The organism is Streptomyces sp. NPDC127084, assembly GCF_042724175.1.
In the GTDB taxonomy this organism is placed as follows: Bacteria; Actinomycetota; Actinomycetes; order Streptomycetales; family Streptomycetaceae; genus Streptomyces.
Genome location: NZ_JBHXFA010000007.1, coordinates 1 through 24,440, shown reverse-complemented (window position 1 = coordinate 24,440; position 24,440 = coordinate 1). Strand labels below are relative to the sequence as shown.

At 70.7% G+C, this 24,440-nt stretch carries 22 protein-coding genes; 13 read left to right on the top strand and 9 right to left on the bottom strand.

The window, feature by feature from the left end:
* Positions 1-98: 98 nt before the first annotated feature.
* Both ACFWI9_RS03275 and ACFWI9_RS03270 read right to left on the bottom strand, forming a co-directional pair.
* Positions 99-1,805, bottom strand: a complete 1,707-nt coding sequence (locus tag ACFWI9_RS03275) for a bifunctional 3'-5' exonuclease/DNA polymerase (protein ID WP_387158748.1) — start codon at positions 1,803-1,805, stop codon at positions 99-101.
* Positions 1,806-1,964: 159 nt separating this feature from the next.
* The gene (locus tag ACFWI9_RS03270; RefSeq protein ID WP_387158746.1) at positions 1,965-2,570 is read right to left on the bottom strand and encodes a sugar O-acetyltransferase; all 606 of its coding nucleotides are present in this window, start codon (positions 2,568-2,570) and stop codon (positions 1,965-1,967) included.
* Positions 2,571-2,753: 183 nt separating this feature from the next.
* On the opposite strand from ACFWI9_RS03270, the gene ACFWI9_RS03265 reads away from it, so the two are divergent.
* Complete coding sequence (locus ACFWI9_RS03265; protein ID WP_387158826.1) at positions 2,754-3,974, top strand: DUF2786 domain-containing protein; 1,221 nt, start codon at positions 2,754-2,756, stop codon at positions 3,972-3,974.
* A 30-nt stretch (positions 3,975-4,004) separates the two neighbouring features.
* Here the strand turns inward: ACFWI9_RS03265 and ACFWI9_RS03260 are convergent, their stop codons facing one another.
* Positions 4,005-4,550: a hypothetical protein gene (locus ACFWI9_RS03260; RefSeq protein ID WP_387158744.1), complete on the bottom strand. Its 546-nt coding sequence runs from the start codon at positions 4,548-4,550 to the stop codon at positions 4,005-4,007.
* A gap of 688 nt (positions 4,551-5,238) precedes the next feature.
* On the opposite strand from ACFWI9_RS03260, the gene ACFWI9_RS03255 reads away from it, so the two are divergent.
* Complete coding sequence (locus ACFWI9_RS03255; RefSeq protein WP_387158742.1) at positions 5,239-5,559, top strand: DUF397 domain-containing protein; 321 nt, start codon at positions 5,239-5,241, stop codon at positions 5,557-5,559.
* Between the two features lie 52 nt (positions 5,560-5,611).
* Here ACFWI9_RS03255 and ACFWI9_RS03250 read toward each other — a convergent pair whose 3' ends face one another.
* On the bottom strand, positions 5,612-6,142 hold the full coding sequence (locus tag ACFWI9_RS03250; RefSeq protein WP_387158741.1) for an ATP-binding protein: 531 nt from the start codon (positions 6,140-6,142) through the stop codon (positions 5,612-5,614).
* Positions 6,143-6,513: 371 nt separating this feature from the next.
* Here ACFWI9_RS03250 and ACFWI9_RS03245 point away from each other — a divergent pair, with 371 nt between their 5' ends.
* The 5 genes from ACFWI9_RS03245 to ACFWI9_RS03225 all read left to right on the top strand — a co-directional run bounded on the left by ACFWI9_RS03245 (position 6,514) and on the right by ACFWI9_RS03225 (position 10,604).
* Positions 6,514-7,347 (top strand): helix-turn-helix domain-containing protein, encoded by an 834-nt coding sequence (locus ACFWI9_RS03245; RefSeq protein WP_387158739.1) that lies wholly within the window; start codon positions 6,514-6,516, stop codon positions 7,345-7,347.
* An 81-nt stretch (positions 7,348-7,428) separates the two neighbouring features.
* A complete protein-coding gene (locus tag ACFWI9_RS03240) occupies positions 7,429-8,886 on the top strand; it encodes an aldehyde dehydrogenase family protein (protein ID WP_387158738.1) in 1,458 nt (485 codons plus the stop codon).
* A 113-nt stretch (positions 8,887-8,999) separates the two neighbouring features.
* Positions 9,000-9,548, top strand: coding sequence for a DinB family protein (locus ACFWI9_RS03235; RefSeq protein WP_387158736.1), 549 nt, complete (start codon positions 9,000-9,002; stop codon positions 9,546-9,548).
* 52 nt (positions 9,549-9,600) lie between these two features.
* On the top strand, positions 9,601-9,834 hold the full coding sequence (locus tag ACFWI9_RS03230; protein ID WP_387158735.1) for a hypothetical protein: 234 nt from the start codon (positions 9,601-9,603) through the stop codon (positions 9,832-9,834).
* A gap of 128 nt (positions 9,835-9,962) precedes the next feature.
* The gene (locus tag ACFWI9_RS03225; protein WP_387158733.1) at positions 9,963-10,604 is read left to right on the top strand and encodes a PadR family transcriptional regulator; all 642 of its coding nucleotides are present in this window, start codon (positions 9,963-9,965) and stop codon (positions 10,602-10,604) included.
* 137 nt (positions 10,605-10,741) lie between these two features.
* Here the strand turns inward: ACFWI9_RS03225 and ACFWI9_RS03220 are convergent, their stop codons facing one another.
* On the bottom strand, positions 10,742-12,169 hold the full coding sequence (locus ACFWI9_RS03220) for a glutamate decarboxylase (protein ID WP_387158731.1): 1,428 nt from the start codon (positions 12,167-12,169) through the stop codon (positions 10,742-10,744).
* A gap of 29 nt (positions 12,170-12,198) precedes the next feature.
* Positions 12,199-13,470, bottom strand: a complete 1,272-nt coding sequence (locus ACFWI9_RS03215) for an ion channel protein (RefSeq protein ID WP_387158729.1) — start codon at positions 13,468-13,470, stop codon at positions 12,199-12,201.
* Positions 13,471-13,615: 145 nt separating this feature from the next.
* Between ACFWI9_RS03215 and ACFWI9_RS03210 the strand changes: the two genes are divergently transcribed.
* Entirely contained in the window at positions 13,616-14,377 is a 762-nt protein-coding gene (locus tag ACFWI9_RS03210; protein ID WP_387158727.1) for a MerR family transcriptional regulator, read from the top strand.
* Between the two features lie 88 nt (positions 14,378-14,465).
* Here the strand turns inward: ACFWI9_RS03210 and ACFWI9_RS03205 are convergent, their stop codons facing one another.
* Complete coding sequence (locus ACFWI9_RS03205; protein ID WP_387158726.1) at positions 14,466-14,834, bottom strand: YbjQ family protein; 369 nt, start codon at positions 14,832-14,834, stop codon at positions 14,466-14,468.
* Between the two features lie 144 nt (positions 14,835-14,978).
* Here ACFWI9_RS03205 and ACFWI9_RS03200 point away from each other — a divergent pair, with 144 nt between their 5' ends.
* Positions 14,979-15,677 carry a DedA family protein gene (locus tag ACFWI9_RS03200; RefSeq protein WP_387158724.1) on the top strand — a complete coding sequence of 233 codons (699 nt, stop codon included), beginning with the start codon at positions 14,979-14,981 and terminating at the stop codon, positions 15,675-15,677.
* Positions 15,678-15,767: 90 nt separating this feature from the next.
* On the opposite strand, the gene ACFWI9_RS03195 is transcribed toward ACFWI9_RS03200, so the two are convergent.
* Both ACFWI9_RS03195 and ACFWI9_RS03190 read right to left on the bottom strand, forming a co-directional pair.
* Positions 15,768-17,420 (bottom strand): threonine/serine exporter family protein, encoded by a 1,653-nt coding sequence (locus tag ACFWI9_RS03195; RefSeq protein ID WP_387158722.1) that lies wholly within the window; start codon positions 17,418-17,420, stop codon positions 15,768-15,770.
* Between the two features lie 120 nt (positions 17,421-17,540).
* Positions 17,541-18,035: an inorganic diphosphatase gene (locus tag ACFWI9_RS03190; RefSeq protein ID WP_108151010.1), complete on the bottom strand. Its 495-nt coding sequence runs from the start codon at positions 18,033-18,035 to the stop codon at positions 17,541-17,543.
* A 234-nt stretch (positions 18,036-18,269) separates the two neighbouring features.
* On the opposite strand from ACFWI9_RS03190, the gene dacB reads away from it, so the two are divergent.
* From dacB to ACFWI9_RS03170, 4 genes are all read left to right on the top strand, one after another.
* Positions 18,270-19,691 (top strand): D-alanyl-D-alanine carboxypeptidase/D-alanyl-D-alanine-endopeptidase, encoded by a 1,422-nt coding sequence (dacB, locus tag ACFWI9_RS03185; protein ID WP_387158824.1) that lies wholly within the window; start codon positions 18,270-18,272, stop codon positions 19,689-19,691.
* Positions 19,692-19,963: 272 nt separating this feature from the next.
* Positions 19,964-21,364 carry a cysteine--tRNA ligase gene (gene cysS, locus ACFWI9_RS03180; protein ID WP_387158721.1) on the top strand — a complete coding sequence of 467 codons (1,401 nt, stop codon included), beginning with the start codon at positions 19,964-19,966 and terminating at the stop codon, positions 21,362-21,364.
* A gap of 118 nt (positions 21,365-21,482) precedes the next feature.
* On the top strand, positions 21,483-22,433 hold the full coding sequence (gene rlmB / locus ACFWI9_RS03175) for a 23S rRNA (guanosine(2251)-2'-O)-methyltransferase RlmB (protein ID WP_387158720.1): 951 nt from the start codon (positions 21,483-21,485) through the stop codon (positions 22,431-22,433).
* 115 nt (positions 22,434-22,548) lie between these two features.
* Positions 22,549-24,297, top strand: coding sequence for a DoxX family membrane protein (locus ACFWI9_RS03170; protein WP_387158718.1), 1,749 nt, complete (start codon positions 22,549-22,551; stop codon positions 24,295-24,297).
* Positions 24,298-24,440: the final 143 nt, after the last annotated feature.

Here is a 24,440-nt window from a genome sequence, read left to right as displayed (position 1 = left end):
GTGCTCGGCCCGTTCGCGGACCGACCGGGGTCCGGTTTCCCTTCAGACCTGGTGCCCGGGACGGTGGCGCGCCCATTCCCGCACCGCGGCACGCCGCGTCATTTCGCGTCCGAGTACCGCTCGACCACGGCCGTGGTGAACGGGAACCGCACCGGCGTCTCCCCGAATGCGATACGCCCGGCCAGCTCCCCAGCCGCCTGGATCGCCCGGACCACCTCGTCCGCCTCATCGGCAGGGCAGTGCACGATGACCTCGTCGTGCTGGAAGAAGACCAGCTCGGCGCGCATACCCGCGGTGGCTCTGCGCAGTGCCGCGAGCATCAGCAGCGCCCAGTCAGCGGCGCTGCCCTGCACCACGAAATTCCGTGTGAAACGGCCGCGTGCCCGGGCGTTGGTGGACGCGTATCCCGGGACGAACTCGCCGGGCGCGGGTGTGGGCCCTTCTTCGGCGGCGCCACCCTCCTGAGGGATGCCCGCCTCGTCGGCATCGCCGTCACCGGCTGCCCGGGGACTCGTACGGCCCAGCCAGGTGCGCACCAGTCTGCCCTCCTCACCCGCGCGGGCAGCGTCGTCCACATACGCCACCGCGAGGGGGAAGCGGCGGCGCAGCGCGGCAAGGTTCTTCAGGCCGTCCCCGCTGGTCTGGCCGTAGATCGCGCCCAGCAGCGCGAGCTTCGCATGGCCGCGGTCGCCGGAGAACGCCCGGTCGGACAGCCGGGTGTACAGATCGTCCGGGTGGCCTGCGACCTCCATCAGCCCCGGGTCACCCGAGATCGCGGCCAGCACCCGCGGTTCCATCTGGTCGGCGTCGGCGACGACCAGACGCCAGCCCTCGTCCGCGACGACCGCCCGCCGTATCACCTTGGGAATCTGCAGGGCCCCGCCGCCGTTGGTCGTCCACCGGCCCGAGACCGTGCCACCGGGCAGGTACTCGGGCCGGAAGCGGCCGTCCCGCACCCAGTCCTGGAGCCAGCTCCAGCCGTGCGCCGTCCAGATCCGGTACAGCTTCTTGTACGCGATCAGCGGTTCGACCGCGGGATGGTCAAGCCCCTCCAGCTCCCAGCGCCGGGTGGAGCGGACCCTGATCCCGGCCTGGGCGAACGCCTTGACCACATCCGCAGGCAGATCGGGACGCACCCGCCGCCCGAACGCCGCCGACACCTGGTCCGCCAGCTCCGCCAGCCGGCGCGGCTCCCCACCGCCCGCGTACCGCTCGCCTAGCAGCTCGCGCAGCACCTCCCGGTGCACATCCGCCCGCCAGGGCAGCCCTGCGCGGTGCATCTCCGCGGCCACCAGCATCCCCGCCGACTCGGCCGCGGTGAGCAACCGCATCCGTCCGGGATGCTCGGCGGCCCCATGTCTTCGCTGCTGTTCCGCGTAGACCTCCAGCAGCCCATCGAAGGGGACAGGCACCGGCTGAGGTTCGAACAGCGAGGACTGCGAGCCCGGTACGGCGGCTCGCAGCGGCGGATCGGGGGGCACGGGCGCGTCCCGCAACCGCGCCCAGGCCGCTGCGGCGGACCGGGGCTCACCGAGCCGCCCCTCGTGTCCCAGCAGCAGTGATTCCGCGTCCTCGATGTCGTAGCACCGCTCGATTCGGACACCGGATGCGAGCAGCCGGGGGTAGATCTCGGCGGTGGATCGCCACACCCACCGCCCCTCCCGCCCGACTTCAGGGCGAGCCCTGACCGCCGCCACGAGGTCGGGCTCCGCCAGCACCGGGCCTGCGGGCAGCCCGTCCTGGCCGAGGGGTACGAGCAGGGCCCCGCCGCCCTCGGCGGGCGCAAGTGCCCAGCGGTCGGTCATGGGTGCGAGTCTGGCAGCCGCCACTGACAATGCCGCTCGTGTGGTGACGTGCGCTCGTGTGGTGATGTGCGCTTGTGCGGCGATGTGCGCCCCAGGGGCGATGCCGCTCGTGCGGCGGTGATCCTGATGGGCGATGACACGGCGGACAGGTCCGGGCGATCAGTCGGTCATTCCCTCCGCACCTGAGTCCAGTCCCTCTGAATCCGAGTCGTCGAGCCTGCGCACCACCCGGGCCGGGTTCCCCACGGCCAGTACCCCTGCCGGGAGGTCCCTGGTGACCACGGCCCCCGCGCCCACCACCGTGTTCTCGCCGATCGACACCCCGGGGCAGACGATGACGCCGCCGCCCAGCCACACGTTGTCACCGATCGTGATCGGGTCGGCCCGCTCCCAGCCCGCTCGCCGCCGCTCTGCGTCCAGCTCGTGGATCGGGGTGAGCAGCTGGACGTTCGGGCCGATCTGGACATGCGCCCCGATGGTGATGGGCGCGGTGTCCAGAAAGACCGCGCCGAAGTTGACGAACGTGCCCGCGCCGATGCTGATGTAGCGGCCGAAGTCGCACTGGAACGGTGGGCGGACGCGCACGTCAGCGCCGACGGAACCGAGCAGTTCGGCCAGGATCCCGGCCCGGTCGGCGGGTGCGGCGCCCCCGTTCGCGTTGTAGGCCGCGCAGAGGACGAAGCGGCGCTCGGTGTCGGCGGCCAGTTCGGGATCGTCGGGGAGGTACCACTCACCAGCCAGCATGCGGTCCTTGTTCTCGCCCATGTCGCCACTCTAGGAGCCGGCCGCCAAGAGCCGGTCGGCGATCATGGGTGAGCGGGTGTTACTGAAGCTGCGGCCGGAGGGCTCCCGGCGCGGGGTGCTCAGCAGTTCGATATCCACAGGCTGTGGACAGCCGGGCGGGCTCACCTCCCCAGCGCTCGCGTAGGCTCATGAGACGTGAGCGGGGTGAACGGCGTGGACGCGGTGGCAGAGGCACTCGGCGGTGCGCTGTACGCCGATGGCGACGACGCACTCGACACGGGCGCGTCGCTGCTGGCAGCCGCGCCCCCGACCGCCGACGCGGAAGTGACCCGGCGGGGCGAGGAGTTCGTACGCCGTGCCTGGGAGCGCGGCTGGCAGCCGGCGGACCTCATACGGTTCACGCGCCGTGAGCTCCCGGAGACCCACGCCGTGCTGGCCGCCGGACTGATCATGAGCGAGACAAGGCGGTACGGGCAGGATCTGCCGCCTCGCTGGGCCGCCCAGCTCGCCGAACTGTCCGTCGTCGCGGCCGGAGAGACGCGGCCCGGAGACAGGTTCTCGCGGATGGCCACCGTGCTGGAGCTCTACCGGCTGCTGGTCCGGCTCCCCGCGCTCGAACCGGCGGGTCCGGTGCCCGGCGCCCCCTTCCCGCACATGCCGCCGACCGGCGACGAGCCCAGGATGATGGCCAGGATTCGCGGGCTGCTCGCCAAGGCCGAGGCCACCGGCTTCCCGGAAGAGGCGGAGGCGCTCACCGCGAAAGCGCAGGAACTGATGGCGCGGTACAGCATCGACGAGGCGCTGCTCGCGGCCCGTACCCACCGCGCTGACCTGCCCGGTGCCTGCCGTATCGGGGTGGACGCGCCGTATGAGCAGGCCAAGGCGATCCTGCTGGACGCCGTGGCGAGGGCGAACCGCTGCCGTGCCGTCTGGAACAGTGCCCTCGGCTTCTCCACCGTGGTCGGCTTCGAGTCCGACCTCGACGCGGTCGAGTTGCTCTTCACCTCACTGCTGGTGCAGGGCACCGCGGCGATGACCCGTGCGGAGGCCGCCCAGCGCGCGGGGGGCCGCAAACGCACCAAGACCTTCCGCCAGTCCTTTCTGCTGGCCTACGCGGACCGGCTGGGCAGCCGGCTCGCCGAGACCGCGGCGGGAGCCGAAAGGAAGGCCAGCGAGGCAGTGGGGGCGGAGGGCACCGGGGCGGCCGGGGTGGCGGCTTCGGTCGAGCCGCTGCTTCCGGTGCTCGCCGCCCGCGAGGTCGCGGTCACGGCGCATACCGAGCGGCTTTTCCCGCAGACCGTCAGTACGCGAGTGCGCGGTGCGAGCGACGCCGAGGGCTGGCACCACGGCAGGACGGCCGCCGACGCCGCCCGTATGCCGCGGTCGCAGTCGCCGTCCGCGCCCCCGGGCCGGCTGCCCCGTTGACAGCTCGCCGCATGTCTCCGCCCTGACCGGCTACTGCGGAACCGCGGATGCCACGGCCGTCGGCAGTCCCTTCGGTAGATCCGTGGGCATGCTCGTCGGAATGCCCGTCGGGAGTGTGGTGGGAAGGCCGGAGGGGAGCCCGCTGGTGTCGGTCTTGGTGAGGGAATCCTTGACGCCGCTCTCCCAGGAGACCACCACCGTCCTGGCGTCATGGGACTCGACCGTGCCCGCCGTGCGCTCGGTGTCGCCGTCCGCGCACTTGAGGGTCAGCGTGGGCTTGTCCGCGGCCTTGGCGAGCCCGGTGCAGACGCGCGGACCGGCGATCAGTGAGACCTTGTCGTCCTGGAACGAGAGCGCGACCATCTCGCTGCCCATGGCGGACCATGTGCCCTGGAGCGCGGTGAGATCGGCGCCGCCGGAAGTCCCACCCGAGCCGCCGCCTGTCGCGGCGCTCGGCGCCGGCGAGGTGTCCTTGTCGCTCTTGTCCGTGGTGTCGTCGCCGCTGCCGCAGCCGGTCAGCATGAGGGCGGCGGCGAGGCCGGTTGCGGCAAGTCCCTGACGTATGAGCGTGTTCACGATCGCGTCCCCCTGGTTGCGTGCAAGACCACAGCAAGCTACCAGTCGGCCGGATCGGACGGATCTGCGTCGTCCGTGGCACTCCCTCGTACCACGGGACGCACCGATGGAGCCGGGCCGGCGTCCGGGATGCGGGCCGGCATCCGGCGTATCGGTGTGGTGAGAAGGCTCCACTCGACGCGGTACGGCTCAGGCCCGCATCCGCGTGAGTAAAGCCGGGGTGTCCGTCCGTATGAGGACGGTGAAGTGCTCGTGCATCCGTCCGGCGTTCGTACGGAGTTTCGCTGACGGCGGGTCATGGATTGCGGGCTCCCGCGGTCGGGGGAGCTGATTCGGTGGCCTGCCCCGCGCGGAGCGCGCGGCGGGACGCGGGACGGGTGAAGCGGAACCGCGGCTGCTCGAACGGGAGCGGATGCTCCGACTCCGCCGGATGCGTCCCGATCAGTGAGCTACCGCGGGCGGCTCGAATGCCCGGAACCTGGATCCGAAAGGGCGTGGCGTGCGTCTCTCATCCAGCGGGTTCACATGAGCGCGCCACGCCGCGAGGCCGGTCGAGGGGAGTCCGCTTCAGGGGGGCGGGGTAACGGCGGCACCGTCCCGTGCACGTGCATGCTCATGCATCCGCATGTGAACAGAGCTATGATCCAAGACAGTTGACATCTGCACCTTTGTAACTCGGGAGCGTCCTGTGCAGCACGTGTACAACGGCATGGCGGCGACAGAGCTTCACGGGGTCGTCTGGCAGAAGAGTCGTCACAGCAACTCGCAGGGCGCGTGCGTGGAGTTCGCGAAACTCCCGGGCGGTGCCGTGGCGATGCGCAACTCGCGCTTCCCGGACGGGCCGGCACTCGTCTACACCCCGGCCGAGATAGAGGCGCTGCTGCTGGGAGTGAAGGACGGGGAGTTCGACCACCTGGTAGGAGGCCGGTTCGCGAGTCGGTGCGCCGACCGGCTCGACGGACCACTCGACGGCCGGTTCGACGGGCGTCTGGACACGCAACCCGCGTAGACCGCTGGGCGCACGCGCCCAGCCCCCGCGTCAGCACATCAGACGCGGGGGCTCAGTCGTTCGCGTGCCCGTCGCGGCTTTCGCGACTGTCGGCCCCGTCCGCCGCCGCGAGCCGGAACAGCGCCCATACGACCTTCCCGGTCACCTGACCCGCCAGCGGGTGCCAGCCCCAGCTGTCGCTGAAGGAGTCCACGAGGAAGAGCCCCCGGCCGCACTCGGCCGAGTCCTCCGCCTCGGATGCCACCGGGCTCTCCTGGCTGGGATCGCGTACCGCGCACACCAGCCGTCCTGTCCAGCGCATCAGATGCAGCCGCACCGGCTGGTCCTGGCCTCGTGGGGCATCCGCGGGCATGGCGTGCCGCAGGGCGTTGGTGACGAGTTCGGAGACCACCAGGGCGACGTCGTCGAAGCGCTCGCTGAGGTCCCATGCGGCGAGCGTCCTGCTCGTGAACGTCCTGGCGCCGCGTACCGCTTCATAGCGGGGTGGCAGAGCGCAGGAGGCCGAGCTGGAGGCGTTTGAGGGGTCGATCGGCGGAAGGCCCTGCCGTAACGGCTCGAGCATGGTCGATCCATTCGTCCCCATGCGAGGCACTCCCGGGAATCGCGGCTGTGGCGCTACAACACGAACAAGCACGAACGAGTACGCAGGTGCGCGAGCTCCATGGTTCCCAATGCCGTAGACAGATGCAAGGGCAGATGCACGTGCACGCGCCCGTCCTGTCCTGCCCCGTGCCGGTTCACTCCCGTTTCTTCTTGTGGGCTTCTTCCCGCCGTTCCCCAAAGGCCTCCTCTTTCCGTAATCGATTGAGTACGGGGTGGAGCGTTTGATGGCAGAATCCGGGACTCGGGGTGCGGGGGCTCCGCGACACAGCAGCGTTGGGAGGGTTGGTAGACGTGACGCCAGGGGAGTCCTGGGGGTACCCCCAGTCCGAAGGCTCCGGGGGTGGGTCGGTCGTGCGCCGCATCCTGCTGGGCTCGCAGCTGAGACGGCTCAGGGAGTCGCGCGGCATCACGCGCGAGGCGGCCGGCTACTCCATCCGCGCATCCGAATCCAAGATCAGCCGCATGGAGTTGGGACGGGTGAGCTTCAAGGCCAGGGATGTCGAGGACCTCCTCACTCTCTACGGAGTCACTGACGACACCGAGCGCGATTCGCTGCTCGCCCTCGCCCGTGAGGCCAACGTGGCCGGCTGGTGGCACAGTTACGGTGCCGTGCTGCCCGGCTGGTTCCAGACCTATATCGGTCTGGAGGGAGCCGCCTCGCTTATCCGTATCTACGAGGTCCAGTTCGTCCACGGTCTCCTGCAGACCGAGGCATACGCGCACGCGGTCGTCTCGCGCGGTATGCCGGGTGCGCCCGCCGCCGAGATCGACAAGCGGGTGGCGCTGCGCCTTGAGCGGCAGAAGATCCTGGTCTCCGAGCGTGCCCCTTGCCTGCATGTGGTGCTGGACGAAGCGGCACTGCGGCGCCCGTACGGCGATCGGGACGTGATGCGGGGGCAGTTGAGGCATCTGATCGAGGTGTCCGAGCAGTCGAACGTCACCGTCCAGGTGATGCCGTTCAGCTTCGGCGGCCACGCGGGGGAGTCCGGGACGTTCACCATGCTGCGCTTCCCCGAGTCCGACCTGTCGGACCTCGTCTATCTGGAGCAGCTGACCAGTGCGCTGTATCTGGACAAGCGCGAGGAAGTCGCCCAGTACGAGCGGGTGATGGGCCGGTTGCACGAGGAGTCACCGGGGCCCGACGAGAGCCGTGACCTGCTGCGTGGACTGCTTCAACTCACCTGAAACGACAGTACGATGAAAGGCCGACAGGCCGACAGTTCTGATCCGGCAACGCCCACAGCGCCCATAGAAGTAAGGGATCGTATGTCCTTCTTCACCGACCTGGCCCACCAGTACATCGACGGCGAGTGGCGGACCGGTAGCGGCTCGTGGGACATCATCGACTTCAATCCGTACAACGGGGAGAAGCTCGCGGCGATCACCGTGGCCACCACCGCCGAGGTCGACCAGGCCTACCGGGCCGCCGAGCGTGCCCAGCGGCCCTGGGCCGGGACCAATCCGTACACCCGCAGACTGGTCTTCGAGCGCGCTCTGCGGATCATCGAGGAGCGCTCGGATCGGATAGCCGACGCGATCACCGAGGAACTCGGTGGGACCCGGCTGAAAGCGGCGTTCGAGATCCACCTCGCCAAGGAGTACCTGCGCGAGGCGATCCAGCTGGCGGTGCGGCCGGAGGGCCGGGTGCTGCCGTCCCAGATCGACGGCAAGGAGAACCGCGTCTACCGGCTGCCCGTCGGCGTCGTCGGGGTGATCACCCCGTACAACTTCCCCTTCCTGGTCACGCTCAAGTCGGTCGCGCCCGCCCTCGCGCTCGGCAACGCGGTGGTCGTCAAACCCAACCAGCACACCCCGGTGGTCGGCGGCGGTCTGATCGCCCGGATCTTCGAGGACGCGGGGCTGCCGCCGGGGCTGCTCAACGTCCTGGTCACGGATATCGCCGAGATAGGTGACGCGCTGATCGAGCACCCGGTGCCGAAGGTGATCTCGTTCGCCGGATCCGACCGGGTGGGCCGCCATGTCGGAGCGGTCGCGGGCCGCAACTTCAAGCGCTGCGTCCTGGAGTTGAGCGGCAACAGCGCGCTGGTCGTGCTGGACGACGCCGATCTGGACCACGCCGTGGACGCGGCCGTCTTCAGCCGATTCCTCTACCAGGGCCAGGTCTGCATGGCCGCCAACCGGATTCTCGTGGACCGCTCGGTGGAAGCAGCGTTCACCGAGAAGTTCGTCGCCAAGGTGGCGGCGCTGCGCACCGGCGACCCCAGGGACCCGGAAACCCAGATAGGCCCCGTCATCGACAGCCTCCAGGCGGAGTCGCTGGCCGGTCTGGTCGACCAGGCCGTGGCGGACGGCGCCACGGCGCTGGTACGGGGGCGGGTACGGGGCACGCTGGTGGAGCCGACCGTGCTCGCGGGGCTGCCCGAGCAGTCACCGCTGCTGCGGCAGGAGATCTTCGGCCCGGTGGCGCTGCTGGCGCCGTTCGACGGCGAGGAGGAGGCCGTACGGATGGTGAACGACAGCCCGTACGGACTGAGCGGAGCCGTGCACACGGGCGATGTGGAGCGGGGTGTCCGCTTCGCCCACCGGATCGAGACCGGGATGTTCCACGTCAACGACTCCACGGTCCAGGACGAGCCGCTGGCCGCGTTCGGCGGTGAGAAGCTGTCCGGCCTCGGGCGGCTGGGCGGCGACGCCACGGTGGAGGCGTTCACCACCCAGAAGTGGATCTCCGTACAGCACGGCCGTACGAGGTTTCCCCTCTGAGGACTAACAAGGGCGTCCCCCGGCACGTTGAGGACAGAAGGTGACCGCAAGGGTCCGTAGCTTGGTTGGTGTCAGGCAGAGCAAGGCACAGGCACCACCGAGAGGCGCACACCATGGTCACTCATGTACCCGCCGAGACGTACGGCGACGAGCGCGGCGCGCTCCTGAACTTTGTGGAGGCGCAGCGCGGAGCTGTCCGCCGGTCCGTCATCGGGCTGACCGAGGAGCAGGCGGGTGGCAGGCCGAGTGCCAGCGAGCTGTCCCTGTCCGGGCTGCTGAAGCATGTCGCCGAGTGCGAACTGAACTGGCTTCGGATGGCGCAGCAGCAGCCCAACGAGCGCCAGCGCGACGAGAAGACCTGGGCCGACGGCTTCCGGCTCACCGAGGGCGAGTCGATTCCGGAGACGCTGGCCTTCTGGGACGGGGTGGCCAAGGAGACCGACGAGTTCATCCGCTCCGTACCCAGCCTGGACGACACCTTCCCGCTGCCGTCCGCGCCGTGGTTCCCGAAGGACGGCCGGGTCTCGATGCGCTGGATGATGCTGCACCTCATCGAGGAGATCGCCCGGCACGCGGGGCACGCGGACATCGTGCGGGAGTCGCTGGACGGCAAGAGCTCGTTCGAGCTGGTGGCCGCGGAGAGCGGCGGGAGCTGGGGATAGCGTCCGGCCCGCTCGACGTGTGGGAGGCGCGCCCCTGCCACACGCTGTAGGCATGAGCAACGATGCGCATGAGGTGTTCGTCCCTACCCCTATCGTCGTACTCCCCGTGGCGGCCGGCGATCCGCCGTTCCGGATAGTGGAGATCCACGGGGAGGTCGCGGGGAGTGCCCACGACATGCTGGACGTGATCAGGCTGGCCCACGGCGCCGGGCTGGGCCGTATCGACCTCGACGATCCCGCGGATGTGCGGTGGGTCGGGGGCGGAAAGTACAAGTGGGTCCCCTGAGGTGGGCGCCCTGATGTGGGTGCCCTGGGAGCAAGCGCCCTGAGAGTGCTCGCCCTGGAGATGTGCGGACCCGGACGGCTCTACCCTGGTCGGAAATCGAGTGGGCGGCAGGAAGGGTACGGGTACGGATGTCGGCGATCCGGCTGCTGGTGCTCGGGGCCGTGCGGCAGCACGGCCGGGCACACGGCTATCAGGTCCGCAACGACCTGGAGTACTGGGGCGCGAACGAGTGGTCCAACGCCAAGCCGGGGTCGATCTACCACGCGCTCAAGCAGATGGCGAAACAGGGCTTGCTGCTCGCCCACGAGATCGCGCCGTCCACGGCGGGCGGACCGCCGCGCACCGAGTACGAGATCACCGAGCCGGGCACGGCCGAGTACTTCAGCCTGCTGCGCGAGGCGCTCACCGCCCACGACCAGAAGCCGGACGTGCTCGCGGCGGCGCTCGGCTTCATCGTGGACCTGGAGCGGCACGAAGCCGTGGCGCTGCTCAGGGAGCGGGTGCGCGGTATCGAGGAGTGGCGGGCCTCGGTGACCGGGTACTACCTGCCCGCCGAGGGGCCCGGCGGGCTCGGGCACATCGGCGAGATCATGAACATGTGGCTCGACTCCGCGGATGCCGGTGCGCGCTGGACGCGCGGCCTGATCGAGCGGATCGAGGGCGGGGCGTACTCCTTCGCAGGCGAGGGCGAGCCTTTTGTCGGCGTGCTCGCGGAGGGGCAGGAGAACCCGTACGCGACCGGAACCCCGCACGCGGGCGATCACACCTGACCGCGACCGGGTGCCTTGCGGCGACCGCATGCCGGGTGGGCCCCGCCGCGCGCGTATGGGTGACCGTCGTGCCGGACCGCGACCCGCAGGCGCACGGGTGACCGTCGTGCCGGACCGCCCGCAGCCGCCCGGGCTGGTCAGTGGTGGAAGCCGGTGGCCGCCGCCTTGTCCTTGCTCAGCGGGGCGCTCTGCTTCCGCAGCCCGGGCAGGACCCGCCCCAGGTCCTCCACCAGCAGCGCCGCCAGATCCGCCGAGAAGCCGTTGCGGCAGACGAACCGCAGCACCGACAGATCCTCCCGGTTGGGCGGGAAGGTGTACGCGGGCACCAGCCAGCCGTGTTCCCGTAGCCGCCGCGCCACGTCGAACACGTCGTAGTTGGTGATGTCCGGGGCCGTGGTGACGGCGAACACCGGAAGCTGGTCCCCCTGGGTCAGCAACCGGAAGTCACCGAGTGCCTCGATCTTGCGGGCGAGGGTCTGCGCGACATCCCGGGTGGTCTGCTGCACGGCCCGGAAGCCCTCGCGGCCCAGCCGCAGGAAGGTGTAGTACTGCGCCACCACCTGCGCCCCGGGCCGGGAGAAGTTCAGCGCGAACGTCGGCATGTCGCCGCCCAGGTAGTTGACCCGGAACACCAGTTCCTCCGGCAGGTCGTCCGGCGAGCGCCACAGTGCCCAGCCCACGCCGGGGTACACCAGCCCGTACTTGTGCCCGGACGTGTTGATGGACGCCACCCTCGGCAGTCTGAAGTCCCAGACGAGGCCAGGGTCCACGAAGGGAGCGAACATCGCCCCTGACGCCCCGTCGACGTGTACGGGGATATCAAGGCCGGTGCGCTCCTTCAGCGCGTCCAGTGCCTCGCAAACCTCCTTCACCGGCTCATACGAGCCGTCGAAGGTGGAGCCGAGCACGGCGACGACACCGATGGTGTTCTCGTCGCACAACTCGGCCGCGGCTTGCGGGTCGAGATGGAAGCGGTCGCCCTCCATCGGCACCAGCCGGGGCTCCACCTCCCAGAAGTTGCAGAACTTGTCCCAGCAGACCTGCACATTGACGCCCATGACGAGGTTGGGCTTGGCGCCGGGGCCGGGATAGCGGTCGGTGTTGCGCTTGGCCCACCGCCGCTTGAGGGCCATTCCCGCGAGCATGCAGGCCTCGCTCGAACCTGTGGTCGAACAACCGACCGTGGTCGAGGGATCGGGCGCGTGCCAGAGGTCGGCGAGCATCGCGACACAGCGCCGCTCCAGTTCGGCCGTACGGGGGTACTCGTCCTTGTCGATCATGTTCTTGTCGCGGCACTCCGCCATCAGCTTCCCGGCCTCGGGCTCCATCCAGGTGGTGACGAAGGTGGCGAGGTTGAGACGGGAGTTGCCGTCCAGCATCAGCTCGTCATGGACCAACTGGTAGGCCGTCATGGGCGGCATCGGCCCGTCCGGGAGCTGGTGTTTCGGCGGCGCCAGCGTCATCGAGCCGGTCGGATCGGCCTCCCCGAAGAAGGGATTGAGCGAGAGCCTGCGCCGCTCCTGGCTCTCCGTGCGGCCCGTGCCGCCCTGGTGCAGTGGTGCCATGTCAGGTCGCCTTTCACGTTTCGCCAACGTCAACGCAGTGAGGAGCCGTTTTGGTCGAGTTGCATCTGGGGGCGTCCCGTCACCAGCAGCCAGGCCGGCAGCACGGCGACGCACAGCAGCGGAAACACATGGGGGTCGGCGGCGAGGATGGCCGCCGTGAAGAGGCTCAGCCAGCCCTGCCGGGTGATGGCCAGCAGGAGTCCCAGCACCGAGCAGGCCACCCCGAGCGTCGGATGCACCGCGGGCACGAGCGCGCTCACGCCCAGTCCGCACGCCACCCCGATGAACACCGAGGGAAAGATCCGTCCGCCCCGGAAACCGCAGGACGCGGCGACCGTGAGCGCGGCCAGCTTGACGAACGTCATCACCGCGAACTGCCCCGCCGTCCAGCCGGAGGGGTCGGAGGCCAGCACCTTCATCTCGGACAGGCCCTTGAAGAGGGTCAGGCTGCCGCCGAGTGTGCCCAGCAGTCCGAGCACCACCCCACCGGCGGTGGTCATGAGCAGCGGGTTCCGGAGCCGGCGGAAGGCCGCGTGGACGTACGGGAACGCGTACACGGAAGCGAGGCCGACCAGCGCGCCCAGACAGGACACCAGCAGTGCGGAGGGGAGGTCGCCCCAGCTCGCGCCCGACAGCGGGGGCAGATCGAGGTCGAACGTGGGGTGCGCGATCAGCACGGTGGTCAGGGCCCCGGAGCCACCGGCGACGAGCGGGGCGAACAGTTTGTCCCACAGCGCGCCGGGAGCCGGCCGGGCCGCCAGGCTCTCGGTGAGGATCAGTGCGGCGGCGACGGGCGTACCGAACAGCGCCCCGATCGTGCCCGCGGCGGCGAGCGCCGCCCATGTGTTGGCCGGCGTGCCCCGCATCACCATGCCGCCGAGCCAGGCGGCCAGCGCGATGTTCGCCATCGTGATCGGGTTCTCGGGACCGAGGCTCACTCCGCCGGCCAGTCCGAGCACGGCGGTGAGCAGCAGGCCCGGCACCACCAGGGGCGGCATCGGCGGATCGACGAGCCCCACGGTGGCCGGATCGGGGCCCGCGTGCCCTGGCACCTTCCACACCACGAGCCCGACCACCACACCCGTGGCCGTGAGCGTGGAGATCATCCAGAGCGACGAGTAGGAGCCCACGCCGAGCGCGTTCGGCACCACCGTCCACAGGAGCTTCTTCAGCACCTCCGAGACCTCTGTCAGCCCGAGCAGCAGCAGACTCGAACCGACACCGACGACCAGTGCGGGAATGATCATCGGCAGCAGCGCACGGACCGGGGTGGCCGGCAGGGCACGGTCGGGCGTGGTCACGGCCACACGATATCGGCGAGATCGGTTTAAAGCGGACTAACGCACTCAAAGTGAAAGGCTTGTGGGGCCCGAAAGGCTTGCACCTGACGTGGCGTGAGGAGCCAGGCTGAGGCGCGTACCAGTTCGAGAGCGGGAAGCGGGAGTGATGAGCTATTCGGTGGGCAGGGTCGCGGACCTCGCCGGGGTGACGGTGCGGACGTTGCACCACTACGACGAGATCGGGCTGCTCTCACCGGGCGGTCGCAGTCACGCCGGCCACCGGCGCTACGATGACGGCGATCTCGACCGGCTCCAGCAGATCCTCTTTTACCGGGAGCTCGGCTTCCCGCTCGACCAGGTCGCGGCCCTGCTCGACGATCCGGACGTGGACCCGCAGGAACATCTGCGGCGTCAGCACGCACTGCTGACCAGCAGGATCGCCGAGCTCCGGAAGATGGCCGAGGCCGTTGAGCACGCCATGGAGGCGAGGAAGATGGGCATCAAGCTCACACCGGAGGAGAGGTTCGAGGTCTTCGGCGACCAGGACCCCGAGCAGTACGCGGAGGAGGCCCAGGAGCGCTGGGGCGACACCCCGGAGTACGCCGAGTCCCAGCGGCGGGTCGCCCGCTACGGCAAGGACGACTGGCAGCGGATGCAGGACGAGTCGGCCGACTGGGGGAGGCGCTACGCCACGCTCATGGCGGATGGCGGGCCCGCGGACGGCGAGTCCGCGATGGACCTCGCGGAGGAGCACCGCCGCCACATCACCACGTGGTTCTACGAGTGCACCTACGAGATCCACCGCTGCCTCGGGGACATGTACGTGGCGGATGAGCGCTTCACGTCGTTCTACGACTCGATCAGGCCGGGTCTGGGGCAGCACCTGCGCGACGCCATCCACGCGAACGCCGCGCGCGCGGCGTCCTGAGTCCCCCCGGGGGGTGCGGGCCTTCTCGGGGGTGCCCGCACCCTGCCCGGTGGCTCGCGGTGGACCCGCGGGTCGCCGGGCTCGCCCGTCAAGACCGTGGAACGATCACCACGGCCGTGCCGTAGGCGCACACCTCCGTGCCGACGTCCGCCGCTTCCGTGACGTCGAAGCGGAACATCAGCACCGCGTTGGCGCCGCGTGCCCGAGCCTGCTCCACCAGGCGTTCCATCGCTTGGTTGCGGGTCTGGACGAGGGTCTTCGTAAGGCCCTTCAACTCGCCGCCGATCATCGACTTGAGGCCCGCGCCGATCTGGCTGCCCAGATGCCGGGAGCGCACGGTCAGTCCGAAGACCTCTCCGATCACCTGCTGGACGGTGTGCCCTGGTACGTCGTTCGTTGTGACAACCAGCACATCCGCGTGCGAGGCCTGCCCGCCGCCGTAATCATCGATGCCCATGGTGGACAGCTTCGTTGCCGCCCGCCCGTCCCGCATCCGGAGTGGGCCGCTGGAACCAGGTGTCACCCGGATGCGTTGGTAGCTTTGCCTAAGGGGGCCGTGTGCCGCCGACCCGCCAATCCACACCACAGGAGCCCGGACCTCGTGAACACTCTTGCGCTCGGACCGAGCTGGCTGGACCCCGATTACCTGATCACCACATTCGGTCTGATCGGTGTACTCGTCATCGTCTTCGCCGAGTCCGGCCTGCTCATCGGGTTCTTCCTGCCGGGCGACTCCCTGTTGTTCACCACGGGCCTGCTGGTCACCACCGGCAAGATCGACATGCCGCTGTGGGCGGTGTGCACCCTGATCGTGTTGGCCGCGATCATCGGAGACCAGGTCGGCTACCTGTTCGGACGCAAGGTGGGACCGGCCCTGTTCAAGCGCCCGGACTCCCGGCTGTTCAAGCAGGAGAACGTGGAGAAGGCGCACGACTTCTTCGAGAAGTACGGCCCGAAATCGCTGGTCCTGGCCCGTTTCGTGCCTATCGTGCGGACGTTCACGCCGATCATCGCCGGTGTGAGCCGGATGAACTACCGCTCGTTCATCACGTTCAACATCATCGGCGGCGTCCTGTGGGGCGCGGGTGTGACACTGCTCGGCGCGGCGCTCGGCAAGGTCGACTTCGTGCACAAGCACATCGAGATGATCCTCATCGCGATCGTGCTGATCTCGGTGGTGCCGATCGCCATCGAGCTCCTGCGGGCCCGCTCCCAGGGCAAGAAGCAGGCCGCTGCGGCCGGACTGCCCGGCACGGCGGACGATCAACCCGCGCAGCGGGGCCGGCACGCCAAGCGCTGAGAGCGCGCCCGGAGACCGCCGGGACTCAGGTCTGACTCCCGGCGCCCTGACGACGGCCCCCGGGCTCCTCGGACTCCTTGGACACGGACCCTAGAAGCCGCGCGTCCGCTTGGCCGCGCGGCGCCGGCCCGCCGCGGCCGGGCTGCGCAGGAACAGCCGGGCCACCTCGCCACCGAGGTTCACCCCGATCGCGATCGCCAGGGCCAGCGCCGCCGCCCTGGCCAGTGAGGCGAAGCCGGCGTCCATGTTGCTCTGCGCGATGTGCAGCACTCCGAAGTAGGTGGCGCTACCCGGCAGCAGCGGTCCGATCGCCGCCGTCACATACGGCAGCGACGACGTGTGCTGGAGGCGTGCGAGCAGCTGCCCGAACAGGCCCACCAGCCCCGCCGCCACGGCCGTCGCCATCACCGAGGAGCCGCCGGCCGTCAGCGCGATCGCCGCGTAGATCACCCATGCCACCCCGCCGTTGAGCGCCGCGATCAGCACCGTCGACCGGTCCTGCTGGAGCAGTACGGCGAAGGTCAGGCACAGCACCATCGACGCCAGGATCTGCACCACCGGCCGCTCGACCGTGCTCAGCGCCCCCTCCGGGTTGAGGTTTGCCTCGAACTGAACGCCCACGTACAGCATCGTGAGCACCCCGATGACGATCGCCACGAAGAAGTAGGCGACCTCCAGCAGCCGTGCCGAGGCGGTGATGTAGAAGCCGGTAAGTCCGTCCTGCACCGCCGCCACCAGGGCACGTCCCGGGATCAGCGCGAACAGCCCACCGGTGATCACCGCGGACGGCTGGAGCCCGGCGTGCAGCACGCTGAGCGCCACGCCCATCGCCGCGGGCGGCATCGCCGCCACCACGAACTGGTAGAACTCCGGCAGCCCGCGCCCCGCGCACAGCCATGCCAGCCGGTCGCCGAGCATCGCGCCGACCGCCGCCGCCAGGAACACCAGCACATCACCGCCCACCAGCACGGAGGCGGCTCCGGCCAGCACTCCGGCGGCGGTGGTCAGCAGCCAGCCGGGGTAGGGGTGGCGGTTGCGCCGGATCTCCGCCAGCCGCCGGTAGGCCTCGTCCAGCCTGATCTCGCTGTCCTCGGCGCTGATGTCCGCGACGAGCTGGTAGACCGCGGTCAGCCGGGTGTAGTCCGGGACCCGTCGGCGTACCGTGCGGTTCGCCGTCACCGGGTCGTCCACCAGCGAGGGCAGATACGTGAGCGACAGCAGCGTGAACGTGACGGTGGGCTCGCAGTGGTCGAGACCGTACGAGCTGGTGATGGCGAGCATCGCCGCCTCGACGTCCTCCGCGCCCTCGCCTCCGGCGAGCAGCAGCTCGCCGATACGCAGGGTCAGGTCGAGTACGCGCGGTACGGCGGGTCCCGGCTCGTCGTACCGCTGCACCGGCTCCGGGGCCGGGCGCTCGCTCACCGGGAGCCGGAGCATCGTCCGCATCCGGTCCTGCCACGGCGCGTCCTTGGGCAGCTGAAGTATCGGGGTTCCGTAGGCGGGGGTGAAGACTGGCGGCGCGTCGCTCGCCCGGTATGTCGAGGGGAGGGTGAAGGCGGAGCCCTCGGGCTCGGCCGGAGGCTCGGGGACCAGGCCCTCGGGGACGGCGAACTCGGAGGAGGGATGGTCCTCCTCGGGCGGCCCGAGCGGCGGGTCCACGCCCTTGGGCGGGGCGAACGCGCTGTGTGCCTCGTCCGACTGCGGTTTGCGGTCCTCCGCAGTACCTCCCGGCTCCGCCACCACCGCTCCCAGTCTCCTCTCGCTCTGGCTGCGGCCAGTACGTCAGTACGCCAGTGGGCCAGTATGCGACGGGCGGCGCACCCCCGTGGGAGTGCACCGCCCGGTGAGGCTGTCAGGGGCGCGTCAGTGCGCGCCGCCCTGCGCCTCAAGGCGCTTGTAGGAGGCCTCGATCTCGGCCTCGGCCTCGGTGCGACCGACCCAGTTCGCACCTTCGACGCTCTTGCCCGGCTCCAGGTCCTTGTAGACCTCGAAGAAGTGCTGGATCTCCAGGCGGTCGAACTCGGAGACGTGGTGGATGTCCCGCAGGTGCTCCACGCGCGGGTCGGACGCGGGCACGCACAGCAGCTTGTCGTCGCCGCCGGCCTCGTCGGTCATCCGGAACATGCCGATGGCGCGGCACTTGATCAGACATCCGGGGAAGGTCGGCTCGTCCAGGATGACCAGCGCGTCCAGCGGGTCGCCGTCCTCGCCGAGGGTGTTCTCGACGAAGCCGTAGTCGGCGGGGTAGCTGGTCGAGGTGAAGAGGCGACGGTCCAGACGGATCCGGCCGGTCTCGTGGTCCACCTCGTACTTGTTCCGCGACCCCTTCGGGATCTCGATGGTGACGTCGAACTCCACGGGTGGCACTCCTCCATGATCAACATATGTATGTTCGTGATACTGCGGCTGCTGTGAGGCCGGACGCCCCCGGGGCTCCGGCCGGACGGGCCCGGTGCTGGACGGGGTGCCATGCTCGCGGCAAGACGCAGTGATTAAGTGTCCCCTACGCAGGTGTGTGATCGCGAAAGGGGCTGGTCCAGGGTGCCTGACCACAGAACATGGCAGCTCAGGGCAAGTTCGGCGATCAAGCAGATCAAGCAGGTCAGGCAGGTCACCCGGGTCTTGAGGACCGGACGACGGGGGCAGCCCTGGCGGCTGACAGCGGGTGCGACCGTGGCCGGCCTCGCCGTCGCGGCCGTCGCGGTCTCCGCGGCAGGCCCCTGGGACTCCGGTCAGCGTACGGCCGAGCGGGACCGCGCGGTGGCGCTCAGCCGGACAGGTGGCGCACATCACCGGCCCACGGCGCCCGACGGGTCTGACGAGCCGGCGCCAGCGCCCAGTGCGCCCGGTGTGCTGGCCGCACCGCGCGCCCCTGCCGCCGCCTCCGGCCCGATCGCCCCCGTGCTGGAACCCCTGATGACCGACCCCGGGCTCGGCCCGGTCCTCACCGCGTCCGTCGTGGACCTCACCACCGGCAAGCAGCTCTACGGGAAGAACGCGGGCAGCCCCATGACCCCCGCTTCCACCATCAAGATCGCCACGGCGGTCGCCGCGCTCTCCGCCACCGGCCCCACTCACCGCATCCCGACCACGGTCGTCGCCGCCCCGGACCACCGGACCGTCACCCTGGTCGGCGGCGGCGACCCCACCCTCGACCAGGAACGGCTCGGCGCACTGGCCGACGGCACCGCGCGCGCCCTGCGCGAGCACGGAGTCAGCACAGTCCGGCTGACCTTCGAGACCTCCCTCTACCGGGGCCCCGTCCGGCACCCCATCGGCACCAACGACAACATCGCGCCCGTCACCCCGCTGATGCTGGACGAGGGCCGGCTCGACGGCTCCACCAGGGGACCCGCGGGCCGCGCGGAGGATCCGGCGCACGACGCGGCGTCCGCGTTCGTCTCGCTGCTGACCAAGCGCGGGATCAACACCGAGGCGGGCCCCGATCAGGGCAGGCGCCCCGCCAAGGCCGTCACCGTCGCCAGGACACTCTCGGCGCCCATGTCCGCGCTGGTCGAGCGGATGCTGACCAACAGCGACAACGACATCGCGGAGGCGCTGGCCAGACAGACCGCCGTCGCCGACGGCCACCCGGCCAGCTTCGCGGGCGGGCAGGCGGCCGTCACCGCACGGCTCAAGCGTCTGAAGCTCCCCCTCGCCAAGGTGCGGCTGGCCGACGGCAGCGGTCTGAACCGCGCCGACCGGGTCTCCGCCGCCCTGCTCACCGGACTGCTGGCCCGTGCCGCCGACCCCGCCCATCCCGAGCTGCGCTCCGTCCTCACCGGACTGCCCGTCGCGGGCTTCACGGGCACCCTCACCGAGCGCTCCGAGGCCCGCACCGCCGGTCTGGTACGCGCCAAGACCGGCAGCCTCACCGGCGTCGACACCCTGGCGGGAACCGCGGTGTCCGCCGACGGGCGGCTGCTGGCCTTCGCGTTCATGGCCGGGAACACCCCGTCCTACGGAGCCGGCCGCCCGGCCCTGGACCGGATGGCGTCCGCACTGATCCCCTGAGCGGCCTGGGACCTCACGGGTGTGCCGGCGCGCCCCTCGGTGGCCTCACGGGCGACCTCGTGGCTGACCAGGCCGCCCTCGTCCGCACCCCAGGCCGCCCTCGTCCGCACCCGGGCCGACTGGCGCGACCCCGCATGGCGCGATCCGGGCCCACGCCCCGGCACGACCGGCCGGACCCCGGCCCCGGTCGGGCCCCGTCCCCGTGGTCACAATCCGCCCCGCGCCCCGTAAACAGGCGCGGGGCACTGCCCGTGGCCCACTACTCTTGAGTGGTGACTATTCGGCTGTACGACACCAGCGCCCGGCAGATCCGCGACTTCGTCCCGCTCGTGCCGGGTTGTGTCTCGATCTACCTGTGTGGCGCGACCGTGCAGTCCGCCCCGCACATCGGGCACATCCGTTCGGGGCTCAACTTCGACATCATGCGCCGCTGGTTCGACTACCGCGGTTACGACGTCACGTTCATCAGGAACGTGACGGACATCGACGACAAGATCATCGCCAAGGCGGCAGAGCAGAACCGCCCCTGGTGGTCCATCGGCTACGAGAACGAGCGCGCCTTCAACGCGGGCTATGACGCACTCGGCTGCCTGCCTGTCACCTACGAGCCCCGTGCCACCGGTCATGTCCCCGAGATGATCGAGATGATGCGCGGCCTCATCGAGCGCGGGCACGCCTACGCCGCCGAGGGCAACGTCTACTTCGACGTGCGCTCCTACCCGGGCTACCTGGAGTTGTCCAACCAGGATCTGGACGACCTGCGCCAGCCGTCCGGCGAGGGTGAGACCGGCAAGCGGGACCCGCGTGACTTCGCGCTGTGGAAGGCCACCAAGCCCGGCGAGCCCTCCTGGGAGACCCCCTGGGGACGCGGGCGCCCCGGCTGGCACCTGGAGTGCTCGGCCATGGCCCACAAGTACCTGGGCTCCGCCTTCGACATCCACGGCGGCGGCCTCGACCTGATCTTCCCGCACCACGAGAACGAGATCGCGCAGGCCAAGGCCTTCGGTGACGACTTCGCCTCGTTCTGGGTGCACAACGGGTGGGTGACGCTGGCCGGCGAGAAGATGTCGAAGTCGCTCGGCAACTCGGTGCTCGTCGCCGACATGGTCCGGAAGTGGCGCCCCATCGTGCTGCGCTACTACCTGGGCACCCCGCACTACCGCTCGATGATCGAGTACAGCGAGGATGCCCTGCGCGAGGCCGAGTCCGCGTTCGCCCGCATCGAGGGCTTCATGCAGCGGGTCACCGAGAAGGCCGGTGGGGCAGTCGCCCCCGCCGCCGAGGTGCCCCCGGCCTTCGCCGAGGCCATGGACGACGACCTCGGGGTGCCGCAGGCGCTCGCGATCGTCCACACCGCGGTACGCCAGGGCAACTCGGCCCTGGCCGCCGACGACAAGGAGGCCGCGGTCGAGCGGCTCTCCGAGGTACGGGCCATGCTCGGCGTCCTCGGGCTCGACCCGCTCGACCCGCGCTGGGCGGGCGAGAGCGACCGCGGCGAGGATCTGCACGGCGTGGTCGACTCACTCGTCGGCCTGGTGCTCCAGCAGCGCCAGGCGGCCAGGTCCCGCAAGGACTGGGGCACGGCGGACGCGATCCGCGACCAGCTCAACCAGTCCGGCCTCGTGATCGAGGACAGCCCCGACGGCCCGCGCTGGACGCTCGGACCGCGCTGACCAGCGACAATGTGCCGCCCGGGGCTCCGGGCGGCACACTTTGTTACGTGCGCGACCTCAAACGCGCACGGGCAAGCCAACGAACGTGAAGATCCAGGGAACCAGGGAACAGGTAGTCATGGCCGGGAACAGCCAGCGCAGGAACCGTCGCACGTCCAACAAGAAGGGCGCGACGGTCGGCAGCGGTGGCAACCGGCGCCGCGGCCTCGAAGGCAAGGGCCCGACCCCGCCCGCGTCCGCGCGCAAGGGCCATGTGAAGAACCGGATCGCCAACGCCAAGGCCAAGCAGGCCCAGCGCCGCCCCGTCGCCCGCCGCGGCGGCAAGGGAACTTCGGAGATGGTCGTCGGCCGTAACCCCGTCTTCGAGGCACTGCGCGACGGCGTACCCGCGACGACCCTGTACGTCCAGCAGTTCATCGAGAACGACGAGCGGGTACGCGAGGCCCTTCACCTCGCCGGGCAGCGTGGCAACATCCACCTGATGGAGGCCCCGCGCGCCGAGCTGGACCGGATGACCAACGGGCTGAACCACCAGGGCCTCGTCCTCCAGGTCCCGCCGTACGAGTACGCCCACCCCGAGGACCTCGCCGCAGCCGCCTTCGACGACGGCGAGGACCCGCTGATCGTCGCCCTCGACGGTGTCACCGACCCCCGCAACCTCGGCGCGGTCGTCCGCTCCGTCGCCGCCTTCGGCGGACACGGAGTGGTCGTGCCGGAGCGCCGGGCCGCCGGTATGACCGCCGGCGCGTGGAAGACCTCCGCCGGTACCGCCGCCCGCACCCCGGTGGCCCGCGCCACCAACCTGACCCGGGCCCTGGAGGCGTACCAGAAGGCCGGGATCACCGTCGTCGGCCTCGCGGCGGACGGGGAGGTCGAGGTCGGCGATCTTGAGGCGCTCGGCGGCCCGGTCGTCATCGTCGTCGGCAGCGAGGGCAAGGGCCTGTCCCGTCTCGTCGGCGAGACCTGCGACTTCCGGGTCCGTATCCCGATGCCGGGTGGCGCTGAGTCGCTGAACGCGGGTGTCGCCGCGGGCGTCGTGCTGTACGAGGCGGCGCGCCGCAGGAGCTGACCGCGGCTGACAGAGCGGACCCGGGGCTGCCCCGGGCCTGGCGAGACGATCTTGACGGGTCTCGGACATTCCGGGGCCGTCAAGGCAGTGTCCTAACGACAGGTCACTCGGTTAGATGAGTGTGGACACCAGAACGCCCCGGCCCGGGTTCGACGAGACGCCCTTGAGCATGGTCAAGGTGAACTGCGATCCCGCGCAGGTCATCGTGAACCACGCCAGCTTCCGGGTGAAGCTCGGCCAGAGCCAGACCGTGCGCGGCGCGCGCGGAATGGCGGACACCACCAGGATCCCCGCGGCAGGTGGCACGCGCGCGGCGGCGCGCCGTCGTACACCCGTTGTGTGGAGCGGGAGATCCGCCCCGGGCGACCCGGGGGCGACCGGCCTGCTGCAGGCCGTGCGCAACTCGGGCTCCGCGTACACGGACACGTACGGCGCCGACACGTACGGCGATGTCCCCTACGAGAGCGGCCCGTACGGCGCCGGGACCGGCTACCGCGGTACGGACTACGACCACAACCCCGACCTCGGCATCGTCGGTGCCACCCAGGTCCTGCCCCGCGTCGGACTCGCTTCCCGCCGGGGCGCCACCGACGACACCCGGCCCACCCCCGTCGTGGGAGCGGGCGGATCCGGCGGTCCGGGCCCGCGGCTGCCGCACATGCGCCGAGCGGCCGACGCACACGGTGGCCACGGCGCGCGCCACGCCCGTGACGCCTACGACGCGTATGAGCCCTACGGCCAGGAAGCCGAGGAGGAGACCGACTTCACCTATGTGATCCCCCAGCGGGACCAGGGCACCGACACCGGGGTCCGGCACGCCTACTACCCCGGCCGCCGGATGAACCTCGGCGTCGTGCTCCTCCCTCTCCGGGTGTTCCTCGGCTTCATCTCCATCTACGCCGGTATGGGCAAGCTCTGCGACCCCGTCTACTTCGACGGCGGCGAACGCGGCTCCATGATCAAGTGGCTGCACTCGCTCGACCCCTGGGCCATCGCCGGGCCGCTGCGCGACTTCGCACTCTCGCACCCGGTCGGCGCCGGACTCACCGTCGCGTTCCTCCAGGTCGCCGTGGGCGTGCTCACCGTACTGGGACTCTGGCAGCGGGTCGCCGCCGTCGTCGGCACCCTGCTCTCCGCCGCGCTGATCATGACGGTGAGCTGGCGCACCGCCCCGGTCTACGACGCGCCCGACATCATGACCCTCGCCGCCTGGTCCCCGCTGATCATCGCGGGCGCCCCCGTCTACTCCGTGGACAGCCGCCTCGCGGGCGAAGCCTGGCGCACCCTCGGCCCGCGCTCCGAGCTGTGGGACCTGCGCCGCCGGGTGCTGCGCCGCGGCGGCATGCTGGCCGCCGTCGTGGTGGGACTGACCCTGCTGGTCGGCTCGATGCTCGGCGGGGCCGTACGCTCCTCGGAGCTCGTGACCGTACCGGGACCGGACGTCGACCCCACCAACCATCTGCCGGGCTCCCCGCTGCCCCAGGAGCCGGGCGAGCGCAGCCCCTCGCAGGAGGCCAGGCGCCCCGAACCCACCAAGAGCGAGTCCAGCAGCCCTGCCGCCGAGCGGACCGAGCCGTCGGACGCCGCGACCGAAGGCTCCGAGAGCGCCGGCCAGGCGGGCACTCCCAGCGAGTCGCAGGGCGCGGGCAACGACTGGCAGCCCCCCGCCCAGTCGCAGCCCGAGGAGCCCCCGTCCGACAGCTCACGGCCCTCGTCCGGCGGCGGCTCGACCTCGGGCGGCGGCCAGGGCAGCGGCGGCAGCACGGGCGGCGGAAGCGGAAGCGGCGGCAGCGGAGGCGGTAGCGACGGCGGTGGAGGCAGCGGCGGGGGCAACAGCAACCCGATCGGCGGCCTCCTCGGCTGAACCGCGCACGTGCTGACGCGATGACCCGCTGACCCGCCCGAGGCACCCGAAGAGGGCGCGGGGCCCCCCCCCCGCCCGGCGGGGCGCGCGCGGGGGGGGGGGGGGGCGCTGGCGTCTGGGCGGCGCCCCCCCGCGCGCGCGCG